The 18,799-nt window shown below is 67.4% G+C and carries 16 protein-coding genes; 6 read left to right on the top strand and 10 right to left on the bottom strand.

Annotated elements, in window-relative coordinates; translation table 11 throughout:
• Window positions 1–84: 84 nt before the first annotated feature.
• Together BCO18175_RS01925 and BCO18175_RS01930 are read left to right on the top strand one after the other, a co-directional pair.
• Window positions 85–1,233 carry a DUF1176 domain-containing protein gene (locus BCO18175_RS01925; RefSeq protein ID WP_174979103.1) on the top strand — a complete coding sequence of 383 codons (1,149 nt, stop codon included), beginning with the start codon at window positions 85–87 and terminating at the stop codon, window positions 1,231–1,233.
• Between the two features lie 61 nt (window positions 1,234–1,294).
• Entirely contained in the window at window positions 1,295–2,590 is a 1,296-nt protein-coding gene (locus BCO18175_RS01930; protein ID WP_174979104.1) for an XAC2610-related protein, read from the top strand.
• A 47-nt stretch (window positions 2,591–2,637) separates the two neighbouring features.
• Here the strand turns inward: BCO18175_RS01930 and BCO18175_RS01935 are convergent, their stop codons facing one another.
• On the bottom strand, window positions 2,638–3,306 hold the full coding sequence (locus tag BCO18175_RS01935) for an O-methyltransferase (RefSeq protein ID WP_174979105.1): 669 nt from the start codon (window positions 3,304–3,306) through the stop codon (window positions 2,638–2,640).
• A 132-nt stretch (window positions 3,307–3,438) separates the two neighbouring features.
• On the opposite strand from BCO18175_RS01935, the gene BCO18175_RS01940 reads away from it, so the two are divergent.
• Both BCO18175_RS01940 and BCO18175_RS01945 read left to right on the top strand, forming a co-directional pair.
• Window positions 3,439–4,734 (top strand): O-acetylhomoserine aminocarboxypropyltransferase/cysteine synthase family protein, encoded by a 1,296-nt coding sequence (locus tag BCO18175_RS01940; protein WP_174979106.1) that lies wholly within the window; start codon window positions 3,439–3,441, stop codon window positions 4,732–4,734.
• A gap of 186 nt (window positions 4,735–4,920) precedes the next feature.
• A complete protein-coding gene (locus BCO18175_RS01945; protein ID WP_174979107.1) occupies window positions 4,921–5,646 on the top strand; it encodes a ZIP family metal transporter in 726 nt (241 codons plus the stop codon).
• A gap of 16 nt (window positions 5,647–5,662) precedes the next feature.
• On the opposite strand, the gene BCO18175_RS01950 is transcribed toward BCO18175_RS01945, so the two are convergent.
• Window positions 5,663–6,166, bottom strand: coding sequence for a hypothetical protein (locus tag BCO18175_RS01950; RefSeq protein ID WP_174979108.1), 504 nt, complete (start codon window positions 6,164–6,166; stop codon window positions 5,663–5,665).
• Window positions 6,167–6,231: 65 nt separating this feature from the next.
• Window positions 6,232–6,507 (bottom strand): DUF4148 domain-containing protein, encoded by a 276-nt coding sequence (locus BCO18175_RS01955; RefSeq protein WP_174979109.1) that lies wholly within the window; start codon window positions 6,505–6,507, stop codon window positions 6,232–6,234.
• A 316-nt stretch (window positions 6,508–6,823) separates the two neighbouring features.
• On the opposite strand from BCO18175_RS01955, the gene BCO18175_RS01960 reads away from it, so the two are divergent.
• The gene (locus BCO18175_RS01960) at window positions 6,824–7,984 is read left to right on the top strand and encodes a porin (protein ID WP_174979110.1); all 1,161 of its coding nucleotides are present in this window, start codon (window positions 6,824–6,826) and stop codon (window positions 7,982–7,984) included.
• Window positions 7,985–8,184: 200 nt separating this feature from the next.
• On the opposite strand, the gene BCO18175_RS01965 is transcribed toward BCO18175_RS01960, so the two are convergent.
• The gene (locus tag BCO18175_RS01965) at window positions 8,185–8,433 is read right to left on the bottom strand and encodes a hypothetical protein (protein WP_254607943.1); all 249 of its coding nucleotides are present in this window, start codon (window positions 8,431–8,433) and stop codon (window positions 8,185–8,187) included.
• Between the two features lie 298 nt (window positions 8,434–8,731).
• Here BCO18175_RS01965 and BCO18175_RS01970 point away from each other — a divergent pair, with 298 nt between their 5' ends.
• Window positions 8,732–9,016, top strand: coding sequence for a DUF4148 domain-containing protein (locus BCO18175_RS01970; RefSeq protein WP_174916083.1), 285 nt, complete (start codon window positions 8,732–8,734; stop codon window positions 9,014–9,016).
• Window positions 9,017–9,098: 82 nt separating this feature from the next.
• Here BCO18175_RS01970 and BCO18175_RS01975 read toward each other — a convergent pair whose 3' ends face one another.
• From BCO18175_RS01975 to BCO18175_RS02000, 6 genes are all read right to left on the bottom strand, one after another.
• Window positions 9,099–10,523 carry a heavy metal sensor histidine kinase gene (locus BCO18175_RS01975; protein ID WP_174979111.1) on the bottom strand — a complete coding sequence of 475 codons (1,425 nt, stop codon included), beginning with the start codon at window positions 10,521–10,523 and terminating at the stop codon, window positions 9,099–9,101.
• Window positions 10,520–11,203, bottom strand: coding sequence for a heavy metal response regulator transcription factor IrlR (gene irlR / locus BCO18175_RS01980; protein ID WP_089497548.1), 684 nt, complete (start codon window positions 11,201–11,203; stop codon window positions 10,520–10,522). The genes BCO18175_RS01975 and irlR overlap by 4 nt, the downstream gene beginning before the upstream one ends.
• Window positions 11,203–14,415, bottom strand: a complete 3,213-nt coding sequence (locus BCO18175_RS01985) for an efflux RND transporter permease subunit (protein ID WP_174979112.1) — start codon at window positions 14,413–14,415, stop codon at window positions 11,203–11,205. Before BCO18175_RS01985 ends, irlR begins: the two co-directional genes overlap by 1 nt.
• Window positions 14,416–14,540: 125 nt before the next feature.
• The gene (locus tag BCO18175_RS01990) at window positions 14,541–16,016 is read right to left on the bottom strand and encodes an efflux RND transporter periplasmic adaptor subunit (RefSeq protein WP_174979113.1); all 1,476 of its coding nucleotides are present in this window, start codon (window positions 16,014–16,016) and stop codon (window positions 14,541–14,543) included.
• A 34-nt stretch (window positions 16,017–16,050) separates the two neighbouring features.
• Complete coding sequence (locus tag BCO18175_RS01995; protein ID WP_174979114.1) at window positions 16,051–17,355, bottom strand: TolC family protein; 1,305 nt, start codon at window positions 17,353–17,355, stop codon at window positions 16,051–16,053.
• A gap of 243 nt (window positions 17,356–17,598) precedes the next feature.
• Window positions 17,599–18,789 (bottom strand): phosphotransferase enzyme family protein, encoded by a 1,191-nt coding sequence (locus BCO18175_RS02000; protein ID WP_174979115.1) that lies wholly within the window; start codon window positions 18,787–18,789, stop codon window positions 17,599–17,601.
• Window positions 18,790–18,799: the final 10 nt, after the last annotated feature.

The following is an 18,799-nucleotide window of genomic DNA, read 5'->3' on the forward strand; positions in this document are numbered from 1 at the left end:
AGCCTTCGACCTGCTCCGCTTGCTGACGATGCGCTTGCCGTCCGACGTCTTCCGCCCGCCCATCCACAGTCGATACGAACCGTCATGTCGCACCGCCTTTCGCTCGCCATCGCCACCCTCCTCGCCGTTTCCCCGATCGTTGCCCAGGCTCGCCCGCTCGCGCGGCCGCCGGTCGAACGCGATTTCAAGAACTGGTCGGTCGTCTGCGACAACGGCAACCGTTGCATTGCCGAAAGCCACGCCGACGATATCGACGACGCACGCACCCGCGTCATCCTGCGCGTGACGCGCGATGCCGGCCCGGACGCGCAAGCATCGCTCGACATCTACGCGTCGGCGCCGCTGGACCTGCGCACCACGCGCGTGGACGGCCGCCCGTTCGATGCAATGGCGGCCCAATGGCATGCGTTCGGCGGCAAGCCGGACGATGACGAAGCACACCCGTTCCGGGTCCGGACCACAGATCCGGCAACGGTTGCCGCATGGCTCACCGCATCGCGCAATGCGCAACTGCTGAGCTTCGGCGATCCGGCGTCGGCACAAACCGCTCGCACGCCGTTGACGGGATTGAGTGCCGCGCTGCTGCTGATCGACGACACGCAGGGCCGTGTCGGCACCGTCACGGCCCTGCTGCGCCCCGGCACGCGGCCCGCGTCGTCGGTGCCCGCAGCACCCGCGCTGCCACCCGCCGTCACGCCGGCACCGGCCGTCGCGAACCTGTCGGCCGCCGAGCAGCGCCCGCTCGTCGACGCGGTGCTCGCAAAGTTCGGCGACGACGTGAAGCAATGCGCGGCCGATGTCGAAGACGAAATGTCGGCAAGCGATCGCAAGAAGGCGTCGCGCGCCGTGGCGATCTCCGCCGACGAAGCGCTGGTCGCGATACCGTGCCAGACGAGCAGCATGTATAACCACACCGACCTGTGGTATCGCGTGCGACGCACGGCACCGTTCGCACCGACGGCGATGAATTTCGGCGAGAACGCGAACGCGGGACTCGATTCAGCGTCGTTCGCGAACGAGCTGACCGAGGCCGGCTACGACCGCACCAGCGCGACGCTGTCGAGCAAGGTCCGGCTGCGCAGTGCAGGCGATTGCGGCTCGACCGCATCGTGGATCTTCGACGGCCGGCGCTTCATGCTCTCCGACATCGCCACGCACGGCGCCTGCAACGGCCTGTTCGACGATCAATGGCCACGCCTGTATCGACGGGCCGATGCGGCGGGGAGCCGCTGACGCGCGCATCGCACCGCAACACGCCGGCAGACATAACCCATAACAAACCGAGGGCCGCACCATGTATCTCCCGTTCATCGACGCGTCGCGCAATGCGAGCGCGACGTGGCGCACGCGCGGCTGGCGCGGCGCGCTTGCGTTCGCGCTGATCGCCGTCACCACGTTCGCGTCGGCGCCCGTGCGTGCGGCAAGCGCCGACGATTCGGTCGAAATCCCGTTCTGGTCGCGTAACTGGACCGGCACGATCGGCAACCGGCATGTCGAAGTGTCGTTGTCGCGCGTGGCCGACACGGTATCGGGCTGGTACTGCTACGCGCCCTGCACGTCCGACAAACGCTATCGGCTCGCATTGAAGGGAACGCTCGATGCACACGGCGCCACGCTGTCGGAACGCGACAGCGGCGCGAAAGCGAACGCCGATCGCGTGACGGGTACGTGGCATGCTGCATCCCTCGACAACGCCGTGACCGGCACGTGGGCGTCGCCGGACGGCAAGCGCACACTGCCCGTCTCGCTCGCACCGAAACAAGACGGCCGGCCGTTCCCTTATGAGATCCGTCTCGTCGCGGACAAGCTGCCGGACGACAGCGGTTCATGCAACGACCCGCCGCACGTCTCCGCGATCCGTCTGTACGATCGCGGCCGCCTCGTACAGACACTGCAGACGGATTCGCAAGGCACCTGCAGCCTGTCCACGCCCGATTTCGCCGACGTCAACTTCGACGGCTGGCCCGACCTGATGCTTGCGCAAGGGATGGGGGCGAGCCCAAACATTCCCTACCAGACGTGGATTTACGATCCGAAAACGCGGCGCTTCGTCGATGCGCCGCAGGGGCTGCAGGGCATCACGTCGCCGGATTTCGATCCCCAGCACCGGATCATCTGGACGAGCTGGCGCGCGAGCTGCTGCGAGCATGGCGTGACAACCTACCGCTGGCAGGGCAACGACGTGAAGGAGGTCGACTCGGCCAGCAGCTACATGCTGCCGGTGCTCGACGGGAACACGCGCCGCTATTGCTACGTCGTGCCCGGCTACGGCGACGGTTACATCGAGTTTCCGCAGCGTATCGAGCAGACCGACACCGGGCTGCGTTCGACACTGGGCAACCCGAAGGAGTGCGAGGCGAACGATTCGCCGTGGATGTCGCGCGTGTACATCGATATCTGGAAGCCGGGCGCACCCGGCCATGCGCCGACGCTGGTGCGCACCGAGAAGGTCACGTGGAAGCGCACGCAAACCCGCGCCGGCATGAAGTTCTGCCCCGATGTCCCGTTCTACGACAACGGCCGCATCCGCCGCATCGTGCTGCGCGACGATCCCGACCAGTGCGAAGAGAAGAATCCCGACAAGAACTAGCGTGCGGTACGACCGCACGCACGTACCGCCATCACATTACGCACCGACTACGCGCCGACGATCGAAATCGAGAACCCGTCCCAGCCCTTCTGCCCGACCGTCTGCACGGCGGTCGTCGTGAGGTTCGGGGTGGCCGCGAGACGCGCGAACCCGTCGCGTACGCCGACCACGTCGGGCTCGCGATTGTCAGGATCGGCCACACGCCCGCCGCGCACGACGTTGTCGACGACGATCACCGTGCCGGGCCGCGACAGCTTCAGCGCCGCGTCGAGATAGACCGGGTTGTTGTCCTTGTCCGCATCGATGAAGATGAAATCGAACGGCGCTTCACCCGCGTCGACGAGCCGCGCGAGGCTGTCCTTCGCGCTGCCGACCACCACCGTCACGACTTCCGCGAACCCCGCACGCGCGATGTTCCGCGTCGCGACCTTTGCATGCTCGGGGTTCAGTTCCAGTGTCACGAGCTTGCCGCCCGGCGGCAACGCGCGCGCGAGCCAGATCGTGCTGTAGCCGCCGAGCGTGCCGACCTCGAGGATCCGGCGTGCGCCGCGGATCGTCGCGAGCAGTTGCAGCAGCTTGCCCTGGTTCGGCGCGACGTTGATCGCGGGCAGCCCGGCCGCGTCGCTCGCCGCCAGCGCGGCGTCGAGCGCGTCGTCGGACGGCACGAGCGTCGCGGAAAAATACGCATCCACCTGGTTCCAATGATCCTGATTCATCGTGCACCCCTTGTTTGCGGAACAGGCATTTTATGCGCCGCGCCGCCATAAGCAACAAACCATTCGTTCTAAGGGTAGCCGCGCACGTGCTCCTATAATCGCTCGACCACCACAACAACAGAAGGAGCACCCATGACCGATCAGGCCGTATCGAACTGGCGTCTCGAAACCATCGCCGTGCACGGCGGTTATCGTCCCGACCCGACCACGCGCGCAGTCGCCGTACCGATCTACCAGACCGTTGCGTACGCATTCGACGACACGCAGCACGGCGCCGATCTGTTCGACCTGAAGGTCCAGGGCAACATCTACACGCGGATCATGAACCCGACGACGGACGTGCTCGAGCAGCGGATCGCCGCGCTCGAGGGCGGCATCGGCGCGCTGGCGCTTGCATCGGGGCAATCGGCCGTCACGTACGCGATCCAGACGATCGCCGAAGCCGGCGACAACATCGTGTCCGCGAGTTCGCTGTACGGCGGCACCTACAACCTGTTCGCACATACGCTGCCGCAATACGGGATCACGACGCGCTTCGCCGATCCGCGCGAACCCGCATCGTTCGAGCCGCTGATCGACGCGCGCACGAAGGCGATCTTCGCGGAATCGGTCGGCAACCCGCTCGGCAACGTCACCGACATCGCCGCGCTCGCGGAAGTCGCGCATCGCCACGGCATCCCGCTGATCGTCGACAACACGGTGCCGTCGCCGTACCTGCTGCGCCCGTTCGAGCACGGCGCGGATATCGTCGTGCATTCGCTGACGAAGTATCTCGGCGGGCACGGCACGAGCCTCGGCGGCGCGATCGTCGATTCGGGCAAGTTCCCGTGGGCCGAGCATGCGGACCGCTTCAAGCGGCTGAACGAGCCCGACGTCAGCTATCACGGCGTCGTCTACACGGAAGCGTTCGGGCCGGCCGCCTATATCGGTCGCGCGCGCGTGGTGCCGCTGCGCAACATGGGCGCGGCGATCTCGCCGTTCAATGCGTTCCAGATCCTGCAGGGCATTGAAACACTGGCGCTGCGCGTCGAGCGGATCAGCGACAACGCGCTGAAGATCGCGCAGCATCTCGCGCGCCACGAAAACGTCGAATGGGTGAACTACGCGGGCCTGCCCGATCACCCCGACCATCCGCTCGTCGCGCGCTACCTGTCGGGTCGCGCGCCGGGCATCCTGACGTTCGGCGTGAAGGGCGGCCGCGACGGCGGTGCGAAATTCCAGGACGCGCTGAAGCTGTTCACGCGGCTCGTCAACATCGGCGACACGAAATCGCTCGCGACGCACCCGGCATCGACGACGCACCGGCAACTGTCGCCGGCCGAACTCGCGAAGGCCGGCGTGAAGGAAGAAACGGTGCGGCTGTCGATCGGCATCGAGCATATCGACGACCTGCTCGCCGATCTCGACCAGGCGCTCGCGCAGCTTTGACCGGCACGGGCGCGCCGGCTTGCCGGTGCGCCCTGCATCGAATGTGTTGACCTTGAAGCGGCTTCAAGGTGTTCAATCCCCGGTTGATGCCGGGGCAACGCCCGGCGTGTACGAACCAACCGTACCATGCCGCCGGGCAGCCAGACGCTGAGCCCGCCGCGGTACGCCAACCGTCCGAGAGGCCTCATGACACCGACCGCGAAGCTTGCGCTGCTTACGTTACCGCCCGTGCTGGCGGCTTGTTTCGGCGCCCTCGCGGCCGCCTGGCGCGCACCCGGCCCGAAAACGTCCAGCGTCATCCAGCATTTCACCGGCGGCATCGTGTTCGCGGCAGCGGCGCTCGAACTGCTGCCGCAGGACCGCGCGCATGCGCTGTTTCCGGTCGTCGTCGGCTTCGTGCTCGGCATCGCGCTGATGCTCGCGATCCGTGCGCTGTCGGGTGCGATCGAGACGCGCTTCGAGGAAGCGCGGCTGCCCGTGAGCCTGATCATCGTCACCGCAATCGACCTCGTCATCGACGGCCTCGTGCTCGGCATCGCGTTCTCCGCGAGCGACGAAAGCGGCATCATCCTGACCGTCGCGCTGACGCTCGAGGTGCTGTTCCTCGCGCTGTCGGTCAGCGCGGCGCTGGCGGCCGCCGGCATCGGCCGCCTGCTATCGATCGTCGTGCCGGTCGGGCTCGCGGCGCTGCTGAGCCTCGCGGCCGTGGCCGGCAACGCGGTGTTCGCCGGACTTCCGCCCAATATCTACGCGGCGCTGCTCGGACTGGGCACCGTCGCGCTGCTGTACCTCGTCACCGAAGAACTGCTGGTCGAAGCGCACGAGGTACCCGAAACGCCGTTCGCGACGGCCGCGTTCTTCATCGGCTTCATCGTGTTCTTCCTGATCGAAGGATCGGTGAAGGCCGGATAAGCCAGGCGCACACCGGCTACCACGTGGTCGCGCCGGTTGGATACGTATCGACGATGCGCGTGCCGTTGGCGGGCGTCACGCCTTCGTTGCGCAGCGCGGCCCACAGATCGATCGCATGTTCGCGCGACTTGCGGCTGCCGTCGTCGGTCAGCACGTTCAGCGCGATCACTTCATCACCTGTCGTCAGTTGCAGTTGCTCCTTCAGCTTGCGTGACTGATACGACGCGGTGCGGATGTCGCCGAGCAGGATCCGCTTCTCCGCGACATTCGATCCGCCGCCTGCATCGGCCGGCACGAGCGTCAGCCGGCCGTTGTCGACCTCGCATTGCCCTTGCGTGAACGTCGCGCTCCACGCGCCTGCCGGCACGGCCGCGAACTCGCAGCGCATCCGCTCGTTCGCACGCCGGCCGACATCATGCGCCGACGCGTGCGACAGCGCACGTTCCGGCCAGCCGGCCGCCATCGCGGCCGTCGACATCAGGCACGCCGCGAGCACGATTCCTTTCGCGAAATGACGCATGGCACTCTCCTCTTCGTGTGGGTTGCAGCCGACGGGCAGCGCGCCGGTCGGCCGCGAATGAACGATCAACGAACCGTAAAACGGTTGTCGTGCGCATCGACCAGCGGCGCCGCCTCGTCGCGATGCACCGTCGCGCGATGGATCTCCTGGTTGCGTGCGACGGTGGCCGGGCTCGCCGGGTAGTCGTGATTCGGGCTCGGGATCACGCCGTCGTGGCGCGCACGCACCAGTTCCTGACGGACTTCCTGCCGGGTCTTCTGCTGCGCGGCCACCGCTTGCGAGAAGGCCGCAATCGACAGTGCGGCAGCGGCGATGACAATCATCGGTCGCGGAATGTTCATGCTGTTCGCTCCTTGCTGGTAATCCGTGACAGGAGCCTTCACTTTGATCCGGCGGCGGTGCGGAATCGTGATCGCAGCATGACGGTTTCGTCACCGCCGCAACATGCCCTGCATCGCACTGCGAATGAAAAATCGTCCTGGGCGTCTGCGCCCATGACGCGGCGATGACATTTTTCTCATTTGTCCCTCACCTTCACGATCCGAACGCTTTCCAGAATCGGCAGCGCGATTGCGATATTCCGCGCCCGCCAGCACAACGCGCGGCGCGGAATCGACCAATGCACGAAACGATCATCTTGAACCTCAGGGGCACACCATGAAAACTCCAGTTCGGCTCGCCATGATGTCGGGGGCGCTGCTCGCGACCGCTCACGCGGCACACGCGTCGGAAGTCACGCTGTACGGCCTGTTCGATACGTCGCTGACTTATGTATGGAACGCCAACGCGGAAGGCAAGAATCTCGTCGGCCTCGGCAACGGCAACCTGCTCGGCAACCGCTTCGGCGTGAAGGGCGCGGAAGATCTGGGCGGCGGGTTGAAAGCGATCTTCACGCTGGAAAACGGCTTCAACCCGAACACCGGCGCGCTCGGGCAAGGCAACCGGATGTTCGGCCGGCAGGCATTCGTCGGCCTCGAAAGCGCGCGCTGGGGCACGCTGACGCTCGGCCGCCAGTACGACGCGCTCGCGGATGTCGCATGGCCGGTCACCGGCGACTTCTACTTCGGCAGTGTCTATGCGACACCCGGCGACGTCGACAACTACGACACGTCGTCGCGCACCGACAACGCGGTGAAATACACGTCGCCCATGATCAACGGATTCCAGTTCGTCGGCATGTACGCGCTCGGCGGCGTGGCCGGCAAGAGCGGCGCCGGGCAAACCTGGTCGGCCGGCCTGTCGTACAGCAACGGCCCGGTCGACCTGGCTGGCGGCTATTACTACGCGGCCAATCGTTCATCGCTCGCCAACGGCATCCGCACCGGCTGGAACGGCACCTCCGACGGCACATTCGACGGGTCGCTGGTCAATGGCGGCTACATCTCGGCGAAATCGATCGGCATCGCGCGCGGTGCGTTGCGCTACAACTTCGCGCCGTTCGCGGTCGGCATCGACTACAGCAACGCGCTGTACAAGGCCGATGCGATGTCCGCGTTTCGGAGCACGCAGAAGTACGACACCGCGCGCGGATTCTTCAACTACCAGGCGACGCCCAGCCTGCTCGTCGGTGTCGGCTACAGCTACACGCGTGCCCGCGGCGATACGAGCGCGACTTACCATCAGGTGTCCGCCGGCGCCGATTACGTGCTGTCGAAGCGTACCGACCTTTACGCGGTCGGTGCATGGCAACGCGCGAACGGCGAGCAGCGCACGCTCGACGGCGGCACGCAAACGGCGCAGGCGTCGATCGGCTCGTATGGCTATGGCGGCACGCGCACGCAGGGCATCGTCAATCTCGGGCTGCGCCACCGGTTCTGATCGCGGCGGCGATACGCGCGCAACGTGACGAAAATTTCATGTTCCGATCAGCTTCGCGAAGCGTCGTATCGCTACGATCGGAAACGTGACGGGCAGCGCCCGTTCCAGACCACGCAAGCGGGTCGCTGCCGCACGGCACGTCACGCGTTAAGCCCGGACACGTCGAGTGCCGGGCTTCTTTTTTGGTTGCGCGCCGATGATCAGGGCGTTGAATTGCGCTGTGGAAACAGGCAGTTGTGCGTTTTCACGTACAGGTTCGGATTGCCGCAGCGATGCCCGGCATAGTCGATCTGCTCGCCGGGCATGAGGTCGGCCGGCACCGGCTTTTCCGCGGCGGCCGGTGCCGCCTGCGCGGTTGGCGTTGTGCCGGAACGTGTCGATGCGCAGCCCGCGAACAACGGGACAATCAGGACTGCGATCAAGGCTAGGCGAATGGCGGGACGATGCACTTTTCAAGTCCGGTGTGAAAGTCAGAACAGGGCCGCCCGCTTTCCATACAGCTGTCGCGAACGGCGCGAATGCCGCCGGCCACATCGACCCTCGGCAGACTTCATGTTCCGCTTCCCGATCAACGCGCCCATGACGCGAACATGACGATTGCGTCATGTCGGTCGCATCCGAACGGTGCATCTCCGCGTGACGCAATCTGACGATTTTTTCATCTCGCGATCACGATCACGCACGGCTGCTTTCGCATACTGGGTACATGGTTCGCCACCCGGCGGCCCTGATCAAGGAGAGCACTCAATGAAAACGGCAAAACTCGCAGCACTGTTCGTCACCGCCACGCTGTCGCTCGGCATGACCACGCAGGCCGCGTTCGCGCAGACGCAAACGCAGGGCAAGACCCGCACGCAGGTCGTCAATGAACTGAAGCAGGCACAGCACGACGGCGTCGTGCCGACGAGCAAGACGCAATACCCGCCGACCGGCGAGCTCATCGCACGCAACAAGGAGCTTCACGGGATTTCGGTGCATGGCGGCGAGAAAAAGCCGCAGACCGACAATCACGACAACCTGACCGCGCGGTAATGACGCTCGGCCACACGACCGCGGGCAGCGCACCGCGCGCGGCCGCCTCATGGCGAACGCGCGGGCGTGCCCGCCCGCGGTGTCAGGTACTGATGGCCGCCGGCCGTTTCAGTTCGGCCGGCTGGCGTGGAAAGCGCAGCCAGAACGTCGTGCGGCGGCCGGGGTCGCTGTCGACGCCGCATTCGCCGCCGTGGTTGTCCATGATCGACCGGACGATCGCGAGGCCGAGCCCGGTACCCGACGCCGAATTGTGCCGAGACGGATCGACGCGATAGAAACGCTCGAAGATCCGCCCGACATGCTCCGCGGCAATACCGGGCCCCGTATCCGACACGGCGATCGTCGTCGCACCGCCCTGCTCCACGCAATCGATCGCCACGATGCTGCCGCGCGGCGCGTAGGCCAGCGCATTCGACAGCAAGTTGCTCAGCGCGCGCTGATACAGCGTCAGATCCGCATCGACCCACGCATGGCCGTCGACCTTCACGGTCACGCCGGCATCCTCCGCAAGCGGCTCGTAGTAGCCGGCGACGCGCGCCGCCTCTTCCGACGCATCCAGGCGCCGCACGCTGATTGACGTGCCGGCCTGTTCCGAACGCGCGAGAAACAGCATGTCCTCGATCATCCGTGACAGCCGCTGGTATTCGTCGATGCTCGACTCGATCACGTTCCGGTATTCATCCGCGCTGCGCGGCTGCGACAGCACGACTTGTGCAGCCGCCTGCAGGTTCGTGAGCGGCGTGCGCATGTCGTGCGCGAGATTCGACGAGAACTGGCTCAGCCGCGTGAACGATTCGCTCAGCCGCTCGAGCATCCCGTTGAACGCATGCTCGAGCTCCTTCAACTCGCCGGCCGTATCGAGCGCCGGCAGCGGATGGGCGAGCCGGCTCGTCGACATCTGCTCGGCGCGTGCCGCGAACCGCCGCAGCGGGCTCAACCCGAGCGCCGCGATGCCGTACGCGAACGCGGCCGCGAGCACCACGCCGAACACCTCGATCACGACGATCGTATAAGCGTGCGTGCGCAGCAACAGCACGTCGGCGCTGCGGTCGTACTGCACCACGACGCGCACCACGGGCGCGCCCGCGCCGGCCAGCGGCACATTCGTCACCAGATACTGGTGCCGCGCGCCGGGCGGCGCGACGCCGACCGGCACGCGCCCCGCATCCAGCGACATGAGCGGCGCAACCAGGCGGAAGCCGAGCGTGCCGACCAGGCGCGTACCCGTGGCATCGAAGATCGCGAGATCCATGTTCGGATGGCCGTGCAACTGGTCGATCCAGATATCGGTATTGCGCGCGACGTCGGCGGTCGAGCGCGCTTCGCCCAGGTGCGCGCCCAACGCGGCGGAAATGCCGGCCATCTGCTCGGCCGCCGTCGTTTCGACGCGATTGCTCAGCGCTTCATAGAGTGCAACACCGCTCGACGCGAGGATTACCGACGTCGACAGGATGATCAGCGCGGTCAGGCGTCCGCGCAGCGTACGCGGCAGCAGGCGCGCGATCATGTCGCGCTGCCGCCGCGCGCCTCGAGCACGTAGCCCATCCCGCGCACGGTGTGGATCAGCTTCGGATCGTACGCGTCGTCGATCTTCGAGCGCAGGCGCCGGATCGCCGAATCGACGACGTTCGTGTCGCTGTTGAAATTCATGTCCCACACCTGCGACGCGATCGTCGCGCGCGGCAGGATCTCGCCCTCGCGGCGCATCAGCAGCCACAGCAGCGCGAATTCCTTCGCGGTCAGCAGGATCGTGTCGCCCTGCCGGGTGGCCTTGCGGCGCGTCAGGTCGAGTTCGAGGTCGGCCACGCGCAGCGTGTTCGAATCGCGCGGCTGGCCGCGCCGCAGGATCGACTTGATGCGCGCGGTCAGCTCGACGAAGTCGAACGGCTTCGCGAGATAGTCGTCGGCGCCGAGCTCGAGCCCCTTCACGCGATCGCCGACATCGTCGCGCGCGGTCAGGAACAGCACGGGCGTCGACTTGCTGCGCCGCAGGTTCTGCAGCAGCGTCCAGCCGTCCTGCCCGGGCAGCATCACGTCGAGCACGAGCAGGTCGTACTCCTCGGTCTCGGCCTGGTGCTGGCCCGTGATGCCGTCCTCGACCCAGTCGACGACATAGCCGGCCTCGGTGAGACCCTTGCGCAGGTACGCGCCCGTCTTCGGTTCATCTTCGACAATCAGAATTCGCATCACGCATTACCCTTGAAGAAACCCAGCCGGCGCAGCACGCCCGAGCCGAAGCCGCCGCGCAACGCCGCGCGCCACGACACCGCATGGCTGACACGGTACAGCACGGGCAGCACCAGCAGCGTCAGCGCCGTGGACGACAGGATACCGCCGATCACGACCGTCGCGAGCGGGCGCTGTACCTCGGCGCCGGTGCCGGTCGCGAACGCCATCGGCAGGAAGCCGAGCGACGCGACGAGCGCGGTCATCAGCACCGGCCTCAGCCGCGTAAGCGCGCCTTCGCGCACGGCGGCCTCGAGCGGCATCCCTTCGTCGCGCAGGTTGCGGATGAACGAGATCATCACGAGCCCGTTGAGCACGGCCACGCCCGACAGCGCGATGAAGCCGACCGCCGCCGTGATCGACAGCGGAATCCCGCGCAGCCACAGCGATACGACGCCACCGCTCAGCGCGAACGGAATGCCGGTGAACACGAGCAACCCGTCCTTCACGTTGTTGAACATCACGAACAGCAGCACGAACACCATGAACAGCGCGAGCGGCACGACGAGCTTCAGGCGCTCGCTCGCGCTTTGCAACTGCTCGAACTGGCCGCCCCACGACACCCAGTAACCGGCCGGCACGCGCACATCCTGCTGCAGCTGCTCGCGCGCATCGGCGACGAATGAGCCGACGTCGCGCCCGCGCACGTTCGCGCTGACGACCACTCGCCGCTTGCCGTCCTCGCGGCTGATCTGGTTCGGGCCCGGCGCGACGTCGATCGTCGCGAGCTCTGCGAGCGGCACGTACGGCGCCGCCGCGAGCGGTGCGCTGGCGCCGGCCGCCGGTGCGGGCAGCGCGATCGGCAGCCGCTTGATCGCCTCGATGTCCGAGCGCAGCTCGTCGGGCAGCCGCACGACGATGTCGAAGCGGCGGTCGCCCTGGAACAGCGTGCCGGCCTTCTGCCCGCCGACGGCCGCGGCCACCGAGTCCTGCAGGTCCGCAACGCTCACGCCGTAGCGCGCGAGCTTGTCGCGGTCGAGGTTGACGGTCAGCACGGGCAGGCCGGTGGTCTGCTCGACCTTCACCTCCGACGCGCCCGGGACCTTCTGCAGCGCGGCCGCGATCTGCTCGCCGGTCTGGTTCAGCACAACCATGTCGTCGCCGAAGATCTTCACGGCGACGTCGCTGCGCACGCCCGAAATCAGTTCGTTGAAGCGCAGCTGGATCGGCTGCGAGAACTCGTAGGCGTTGCCCGGCAGCTCGGCGAGCGCGTCCTCGATCTCGCGCACGAGCTGGTCGCGCGGCTTCTTCGGGTCGGGCCACTTGTCGGCAGGCTTCAGCATGATGTAGCCGTCCGACAGGTTCGGCGGCATCGGGTCGGCCGCGATCTCGGCCGTGCCGGTGCGCGCGAACACGCGCTCGATCTCGGGGAAGCGCGCCTTCAGCGTCTTCTCGATCGATTTCTGCATCTCCACCGACTGCGACAGGCTCGTGCCGGGAATCCGCAGCGCGGACACGGCCAGGTCGCCTTCGTTGAGGCTCGGGATGAACTCGCTGCCGAGCCGCGTGGAGAGCCCGAGCGTGACCAGCACGATCGCGCCCGCGCCGATCATCACGCGCGCCGGACGCGTCATGAACGCAGCGAGCGCCGGCTCGTACGCGCGCCGCGCCCAGCCCATCAGCCGGTTCTCCTTCTCCTCGACGCGCTCGCCGATGAACAGCGCGACGGCCGCCGGAATGAACGTGACGGTCAGCACCATCGCGGCCGCGAGCGCCATCACGACGGTAATGGCCATCGGGTGGAACATCTTGCCTTCGACGCCGGTCAGCGCAAAGATCGGCAGGTACACGACCATGATGATCAGTTGCCCGAAGATCAGCGCGCGACGCGCTTCCTGCGACGCACCAAACACCTCCGCGAAACGCTCGTCACGCGTGAGCGGCCGGCCGGCGGCGGCCTGCGCGTGCGCAAGCCGCCTCACGCAGTTCTCGACGATCACCACCGCGCCGTCGACGATGATCCCGAAGTCGAGCGCGCCGAGGCTCATCAGGTTCGCGCTCACCTTCGCGTTCACCATCCCGGTGAAGGTCATCAGCATCGACAGCGGGATCACGAGCGCGGTGATCAGCGCCGCGCGCATGTTGCCGAGGAACAGGAACAGCACGGCGATCACGAGGATCGCGCCTTCGAGCAGGTTCTTCTTCACCGTCGCGACGGCCTTCTCGACGAGCACGGTGCGGTCGTACACCGGAATCGCCTTCACGCCGGACGGCAGCGTGCGGTTCACGTCCTCCATCTTCGCGGCAACGGCCTTCGCGACCGTGCGGCTGTTCTCGCCCATCAGCATGAAGACCGTGCCAAGCACGACCTCCTCGCCGTCCGACGTCGCCGCGCCGGTGCGCAGCTCGCGGCCGATATCGACCAGCCCGACGTCCTTCATCCGTACCGGCACGCCACCGACGTTGGTCAGCACGATGTTCGCGATGTCGTCGACGGTGCGTGCCTGGCCCGGCACGCGCACGAGGTATTGCTCGCCGCGCTTCTCGATGTAGCCGGCACCGACGTTGTCGTTGTTGCGTTCCAGCGCGCGCACGACGTCGGCGAGCGTCAGCCCGTACGACATCAGCTTTGCAGGATTCGGCGCGACGCGGTACTCCTTCACGTAGCCGCCGATCGAGTTCACCTCGGTCACGCCGCGCACGTTGCGCAGCTGCGGCCGGACGACCCAGTCCTGCAGCTCGCGCAGGTCGGCCGCGGTATAGCGCGTGCCGTCGGGCTTGCGCGCGGCCGTGTCGGCCTCGACGGTCCACAGGTAGATCTCGCCGAGGCCCGTCGACGTCGGCCCCATCGCGGGCGCGATGCCGGCCGGCAGCTTGTCCTTCGCTTCCTGGATGCGCTCGTTGACGAGCTGCCGCGCGAAATAGATGTCGGTGCCGTCCTTGAAGATCACGGTGACCTGCGACAGCCCGTAACGCGAGATCGAGCGCGTCTGCTCGAGGCCCGGCAGACCGGCCATCACGGTCTCGACCGGATAGGTGATGCGCTGCTCGGCCTCGAGCGGCGAATAGCCCGGCGCCGACGTGTTGATCTGGACCTGCACGTTGGTGATGTCGGGCACCGCGTCGATCGGCAGCTTCTGGTAGCTGAACACGCCCAGCGCGGCCACGGCCGCGATCGCCAGCATCACGAGCCAGCGGTGCGCAATCGCAAAGCGGATCAGGCGCTCAAACATGACGGAATTCCTTGAAACGGGGCACAGACACCCTCGACGGACGGGCCGCCCGGCCGGTCACCCGGCGGGCCGGAAAACGGGCCGCATATCGGGCCGCGAGTCGTGCAACGGCACACACGTAACGCTCATTCATGTTCCGCGCTCCCCTTGCCGAGTTCGGCCTTCAGCACGAAGCTGTTCGACGCCGCGTATTCCTGGCCCGGCTTGAGCCCCTTCAGCACTTCGGTCGCACGTTCGTCACGTCTCCCCGTCTCGACGGCCTGCGCGACGAAGCCCTTCGACGAGCGCACGAAGACGGAAGGTGCACCGTCGACGTCCTGCAGTGCGTCGCTCGCGACCGCGAGCGGCACGCCCTGCTTGCCCGCGTCGACCGACACGTTCACGAACATCCCGGGCCGCCACACGCCGTCCGGGTTCGGCAGCACGACGCGCGCCGGCGCGGTGCGCGTCTGTTCGCCGAGCAGCGAACCCACGTACGCGATCGGGCCGCTCGAACGCGATTCGAACGCGGTTGCGATGACCGTCGCGTCGCGGCCGACCCGCACGTCATTGAGCCGCTGCGCCGGCACGGCCATCTCGGCCCATACCGTCGACAGGTCGGAGATCACGAACATGCTGGCATCGGCAGCGGTCGCTTCGCCCGGCGTCGCATGCTTCTCGACGATCGTGCCCGCGAACGGCGCACGCAGTTCGTAGCGGTTCAGCGCGCCCGCGCCGACCGGCGCGTTCAGTGCAGCGAGCTTCTGCCGCGCGTTCTGCACGGCGATCTCGGCTTCACGCAACTGCACCTGCGCCTGCTGGTAGTCCTGCTCGGCCGAAATGCGCTCCTTCCACAGCGTGCGTTCGCGCTCGTAGGTCGCGCGAGCGCCCGACAACCGGCGCTCGGCCGTCAGCAGCTCGCTGCGCCGGTCGGCAAGATCGGTACTCGCGATCACGGCCAGCACCTGCCCTTTCGTGACGTTCTGCCCGAGCGACACCGATACCTGCTCGACGATGCCGGCCACGCGCGGCACCACGTGCGCGGTGCGATCCTCGTTGAACTTGATCTCGCCCGGCAACTGGAACGGCGTCGCGATCTGCGCGGGACCTGCCTTCGCCAACGCGATCTTCGAGGTCGCGAGCTGGGCGTCGGTCAGCGCGATCGCGCCGTCGGCGCGGGCGAACGGGAACGATGCGGCTTCATTGCCCGCCTTCACGTCGATCGTCGCATCGAACACGTGCGGCTTGCCGATCGACTGCGCGGACACGAACTTCTGGCCGGCCGCGTCGAATCGCAAGGGTTCGTGCGTGCGGTCGTAGCGAACCAACGTGCCGGACACGGTGACGCCCTTGTCGGCCGGCTTGCCGTCGACGAACGGATACACGATGAGGCGCGCGTCGCCAGGCTTCTCCGTCATCACGATTTCGACGGACAGCTTGCCGCGCTTGAGCACGACACCGCCACGCTCGCCGGCGGCTTCGGCGGATGAAGCGGCTGCGGAAGCGGCCGACGCGGCCGCGCCGTTGCCGCCGCTGTTGCGCGTGACGCCGAGTGCGCCGATGACGATCCCGGCACTGCCGAGCACGACCGCCGCGATGATCAGGATTCTGCTGCGTGACATGGTGATCCTTCAGGTAAATGAGGCGTCTGTTGCGCTACTGCGCGAGCGGCGTACCGACGAGCCGGCCGATGTCAGCGCGGGCCGTATGCGCATCGGCGAGCGCGCGCACGTATTGCGACTGGCCCTGGAACAGCGTGCGCTGCGCGTCGAGCACGTCGAGGAAGCTGAACTTCCCGAGCTCGTAGCCGCGCGACATCGCGTCGAGCGCGAGGCGCGCGGCCGGCAGGATGTCGGCCTTCAGCCGCTGCGCCTCCTGCGCGGCAGCTTCGAAATTCGCATACGCCTGCGTGAGGTCCAGCCGCAGGCGCGTGCGTTCGCGATCGAGATCGGCATTTGCACGCTCGGCCTTGTGCGTCGCCTCGAGCAGCGCGCCCTTGTTCGTGTTGAACAGCGGAATCGGGATCGACACGCCGACCACGGCCTGGTTGTCCGGCACGCCGCCCGTGGTCACGCGCTTCACGCCGGCACTGATCGTCACGTCCGGAATGCGCCGTGCGCGTTCAAGCGACACGGCCGCGTTCGAGCGCAACATCTCGGCACGCGCGATCCGCGCAAGCGGCGCATCGTCGAGCTGCGCGGTCAGCGCGGGCAGCGGCTCGACCGGCGGCACGGCTTCGAGGTCGCCGAGCACCGCAAGCCGGCCGCTGCGTGCTTCGCCCATCACCGCGTTCAGCTTCTCGCGTGCAACCTCGACACGGCCGCGCGCGGTTACGACTTCGATCTGCACGCCGGCTGCCGCCACGTGCGCCTTGGTCGCTTCGACGGGCGACACCTTGCCGGCCTGTGCACGGCGGCTCGCGAGATCCGCGGAACGCGCGGCGATCGCGGCCGATTCCTCGGTCACCTGAAGCTGGCGCTGCGCGGCGAGCAGCCCGTAGAACGCGGCGATCACGTCGGCGCGCACGACGGCGCCTTGTTCGTCGAGCGATGCATTGGCCGCTTCCCTGCCGTACGACGCGACATCGAGCCGCGCGCTGCGCTTGCCGCCGAGTTCGATCGTCTGGTTGATCAGCGCGGTCGACGTACGTTCGGCGCGCCGAAACCCTTCCTGCAGGAACGACACCTCGGGATTGGGACGCGCGCCGGCCTGCATCAGTGCGCCGGCCGACGCATCGACGTCCGCGCGCGCGCCGCGCAGCGCCGGATTGTTCCGGGCCGCGACCGATAGCGCATCGGAAAGCGTCAATGAAGTGGAAGGGAGCGCGTCGGGGGACGGTGCGCCGATCGGCGCGGCGCTGCCGGAGGCAGCCGGGGCCGGGGCCGGCGACAGCGACGGCTGCGCATGAGCCGTCGCGGCCATCGCGAAGACGACGGCCACGGCGAGGTTGAGCTTGAGCATGTTCGGTTCTGCGGTAACGGTTCGCGACCGATGCTACGGTCCGGCCGCAGTGCGAACATGAGGCGAAGATGATAATTCCGTCATCTTGGGCGCGGCCGCGCGCATGCGTGCGGCGCCCCGCGGGAGCCATGCCCCGCTTCGGCGATCAGGAGAACTCGATGAGCGTGCGGCGCGACGGCCGCACGGAAGATGGCGGTGGCACGGGGAATCGGCACGCGTGCGCGGCGATCCCCCGCAGACGGCTCAGACGGCCCCTCGCTTCGCGCGCCGCCGCTGCACGAGCCAGTCGAGCAGTTGCCGCCCGTCGCGTTCGCCGAACCAGCGCGCGTGACCGATCAGGTAGCCGTCGTACGCGATGTCGACGATCGCCGGCGCATCGATGATGCAACCGAAATAGGCCACTTCCGACAGCGCGAACTCCGTATGCACGATCGGCAGCAGCGCGACCAGTGCCGCATAGGCCTCGTCACCCAGCGGTTCGAGCGATTCATACCCGTCGAGCAGCGCGTCGATCTGCGCGTACTCGACGCGGCGCGCATCGGCCGGCGCCATCCAGTCGACCGTGTTGCGCTCGATCGCCAGCGCGAGGTCCATCACCGCGCAGGTGCGATCCGACAGCCCGAAATCGAGCACGGTCCGCACCTGCGCGCCGGGCCCCGCCTCGGTCCACAACAGGTTCGACGCATGCCAGTCGCCGTGTGTCCACAACGGCGTAAGCGCCGGCAGCAAAGGCACGAGGCGCGCATGATACGGGCCGATCGCATCGGCCACGTCGCCGCGCCAGTCGCGCGCGCCGAGCGCCCGCACGAGCAGCGGCTGCGCGTCGACCCAACGTTCGAGCGCACCCGCCAGATCGGTGGACGACAGCACGCGGAAGCTCGACAGCAGCGTCCGCACGGGCCGCGCCGGCGCATCGTAGCCGGCCGACGCGCGATGCAGCTCGGCCAGCGCGCGGCCGGCCGCGTATGCATGCGACGGATGCGTGAACGGCTGCCACGACATCACGCCGCGATACGGGTCGACGCCGGGCGCCCGTACGTGCACTTCGTAGGTCCAGTCGCCGGACGCGAACGCGGTCGCGCCGTTGCGATCCGCGAGAATGTCCGCCACGGGTATGCCGCGCTCGCGCAGATGCGCGATGAAGCGATGCTCCTCCTCGAGCCCTTCGACATCGCGCAGGCTCACGTGATGACGCTTGACGAACAACCCGCGTCCGTCCGTCATCTGCACCAGGACGGCCGCCGCGAACTGCCGCGGGCTGTGCCACGTCAGCCGCGCCGGCTCGCCGGCGCCGTCGATCCGGGCGAGCACCGCGGCCACCTCGTCGTGCGTCATCAGCGGCCAGTCACGTTCGGCCTGCTCGCCGTCGACACCGAATTGCGGCGGCGCGACGTCACGCGACAGGGATCCGTCCGGCTCGAGTGGGAATGACATGTACGACGTT

It is taken from the genome of Burkholderia lata (assembly GCF_902499335.1).
GTDB lineage: Bacteria > Pseudomonadota > Gammaproteobacteria > Burkholderiales > Burkholderiaceae > Burkholderia > Burkholderia lata_B.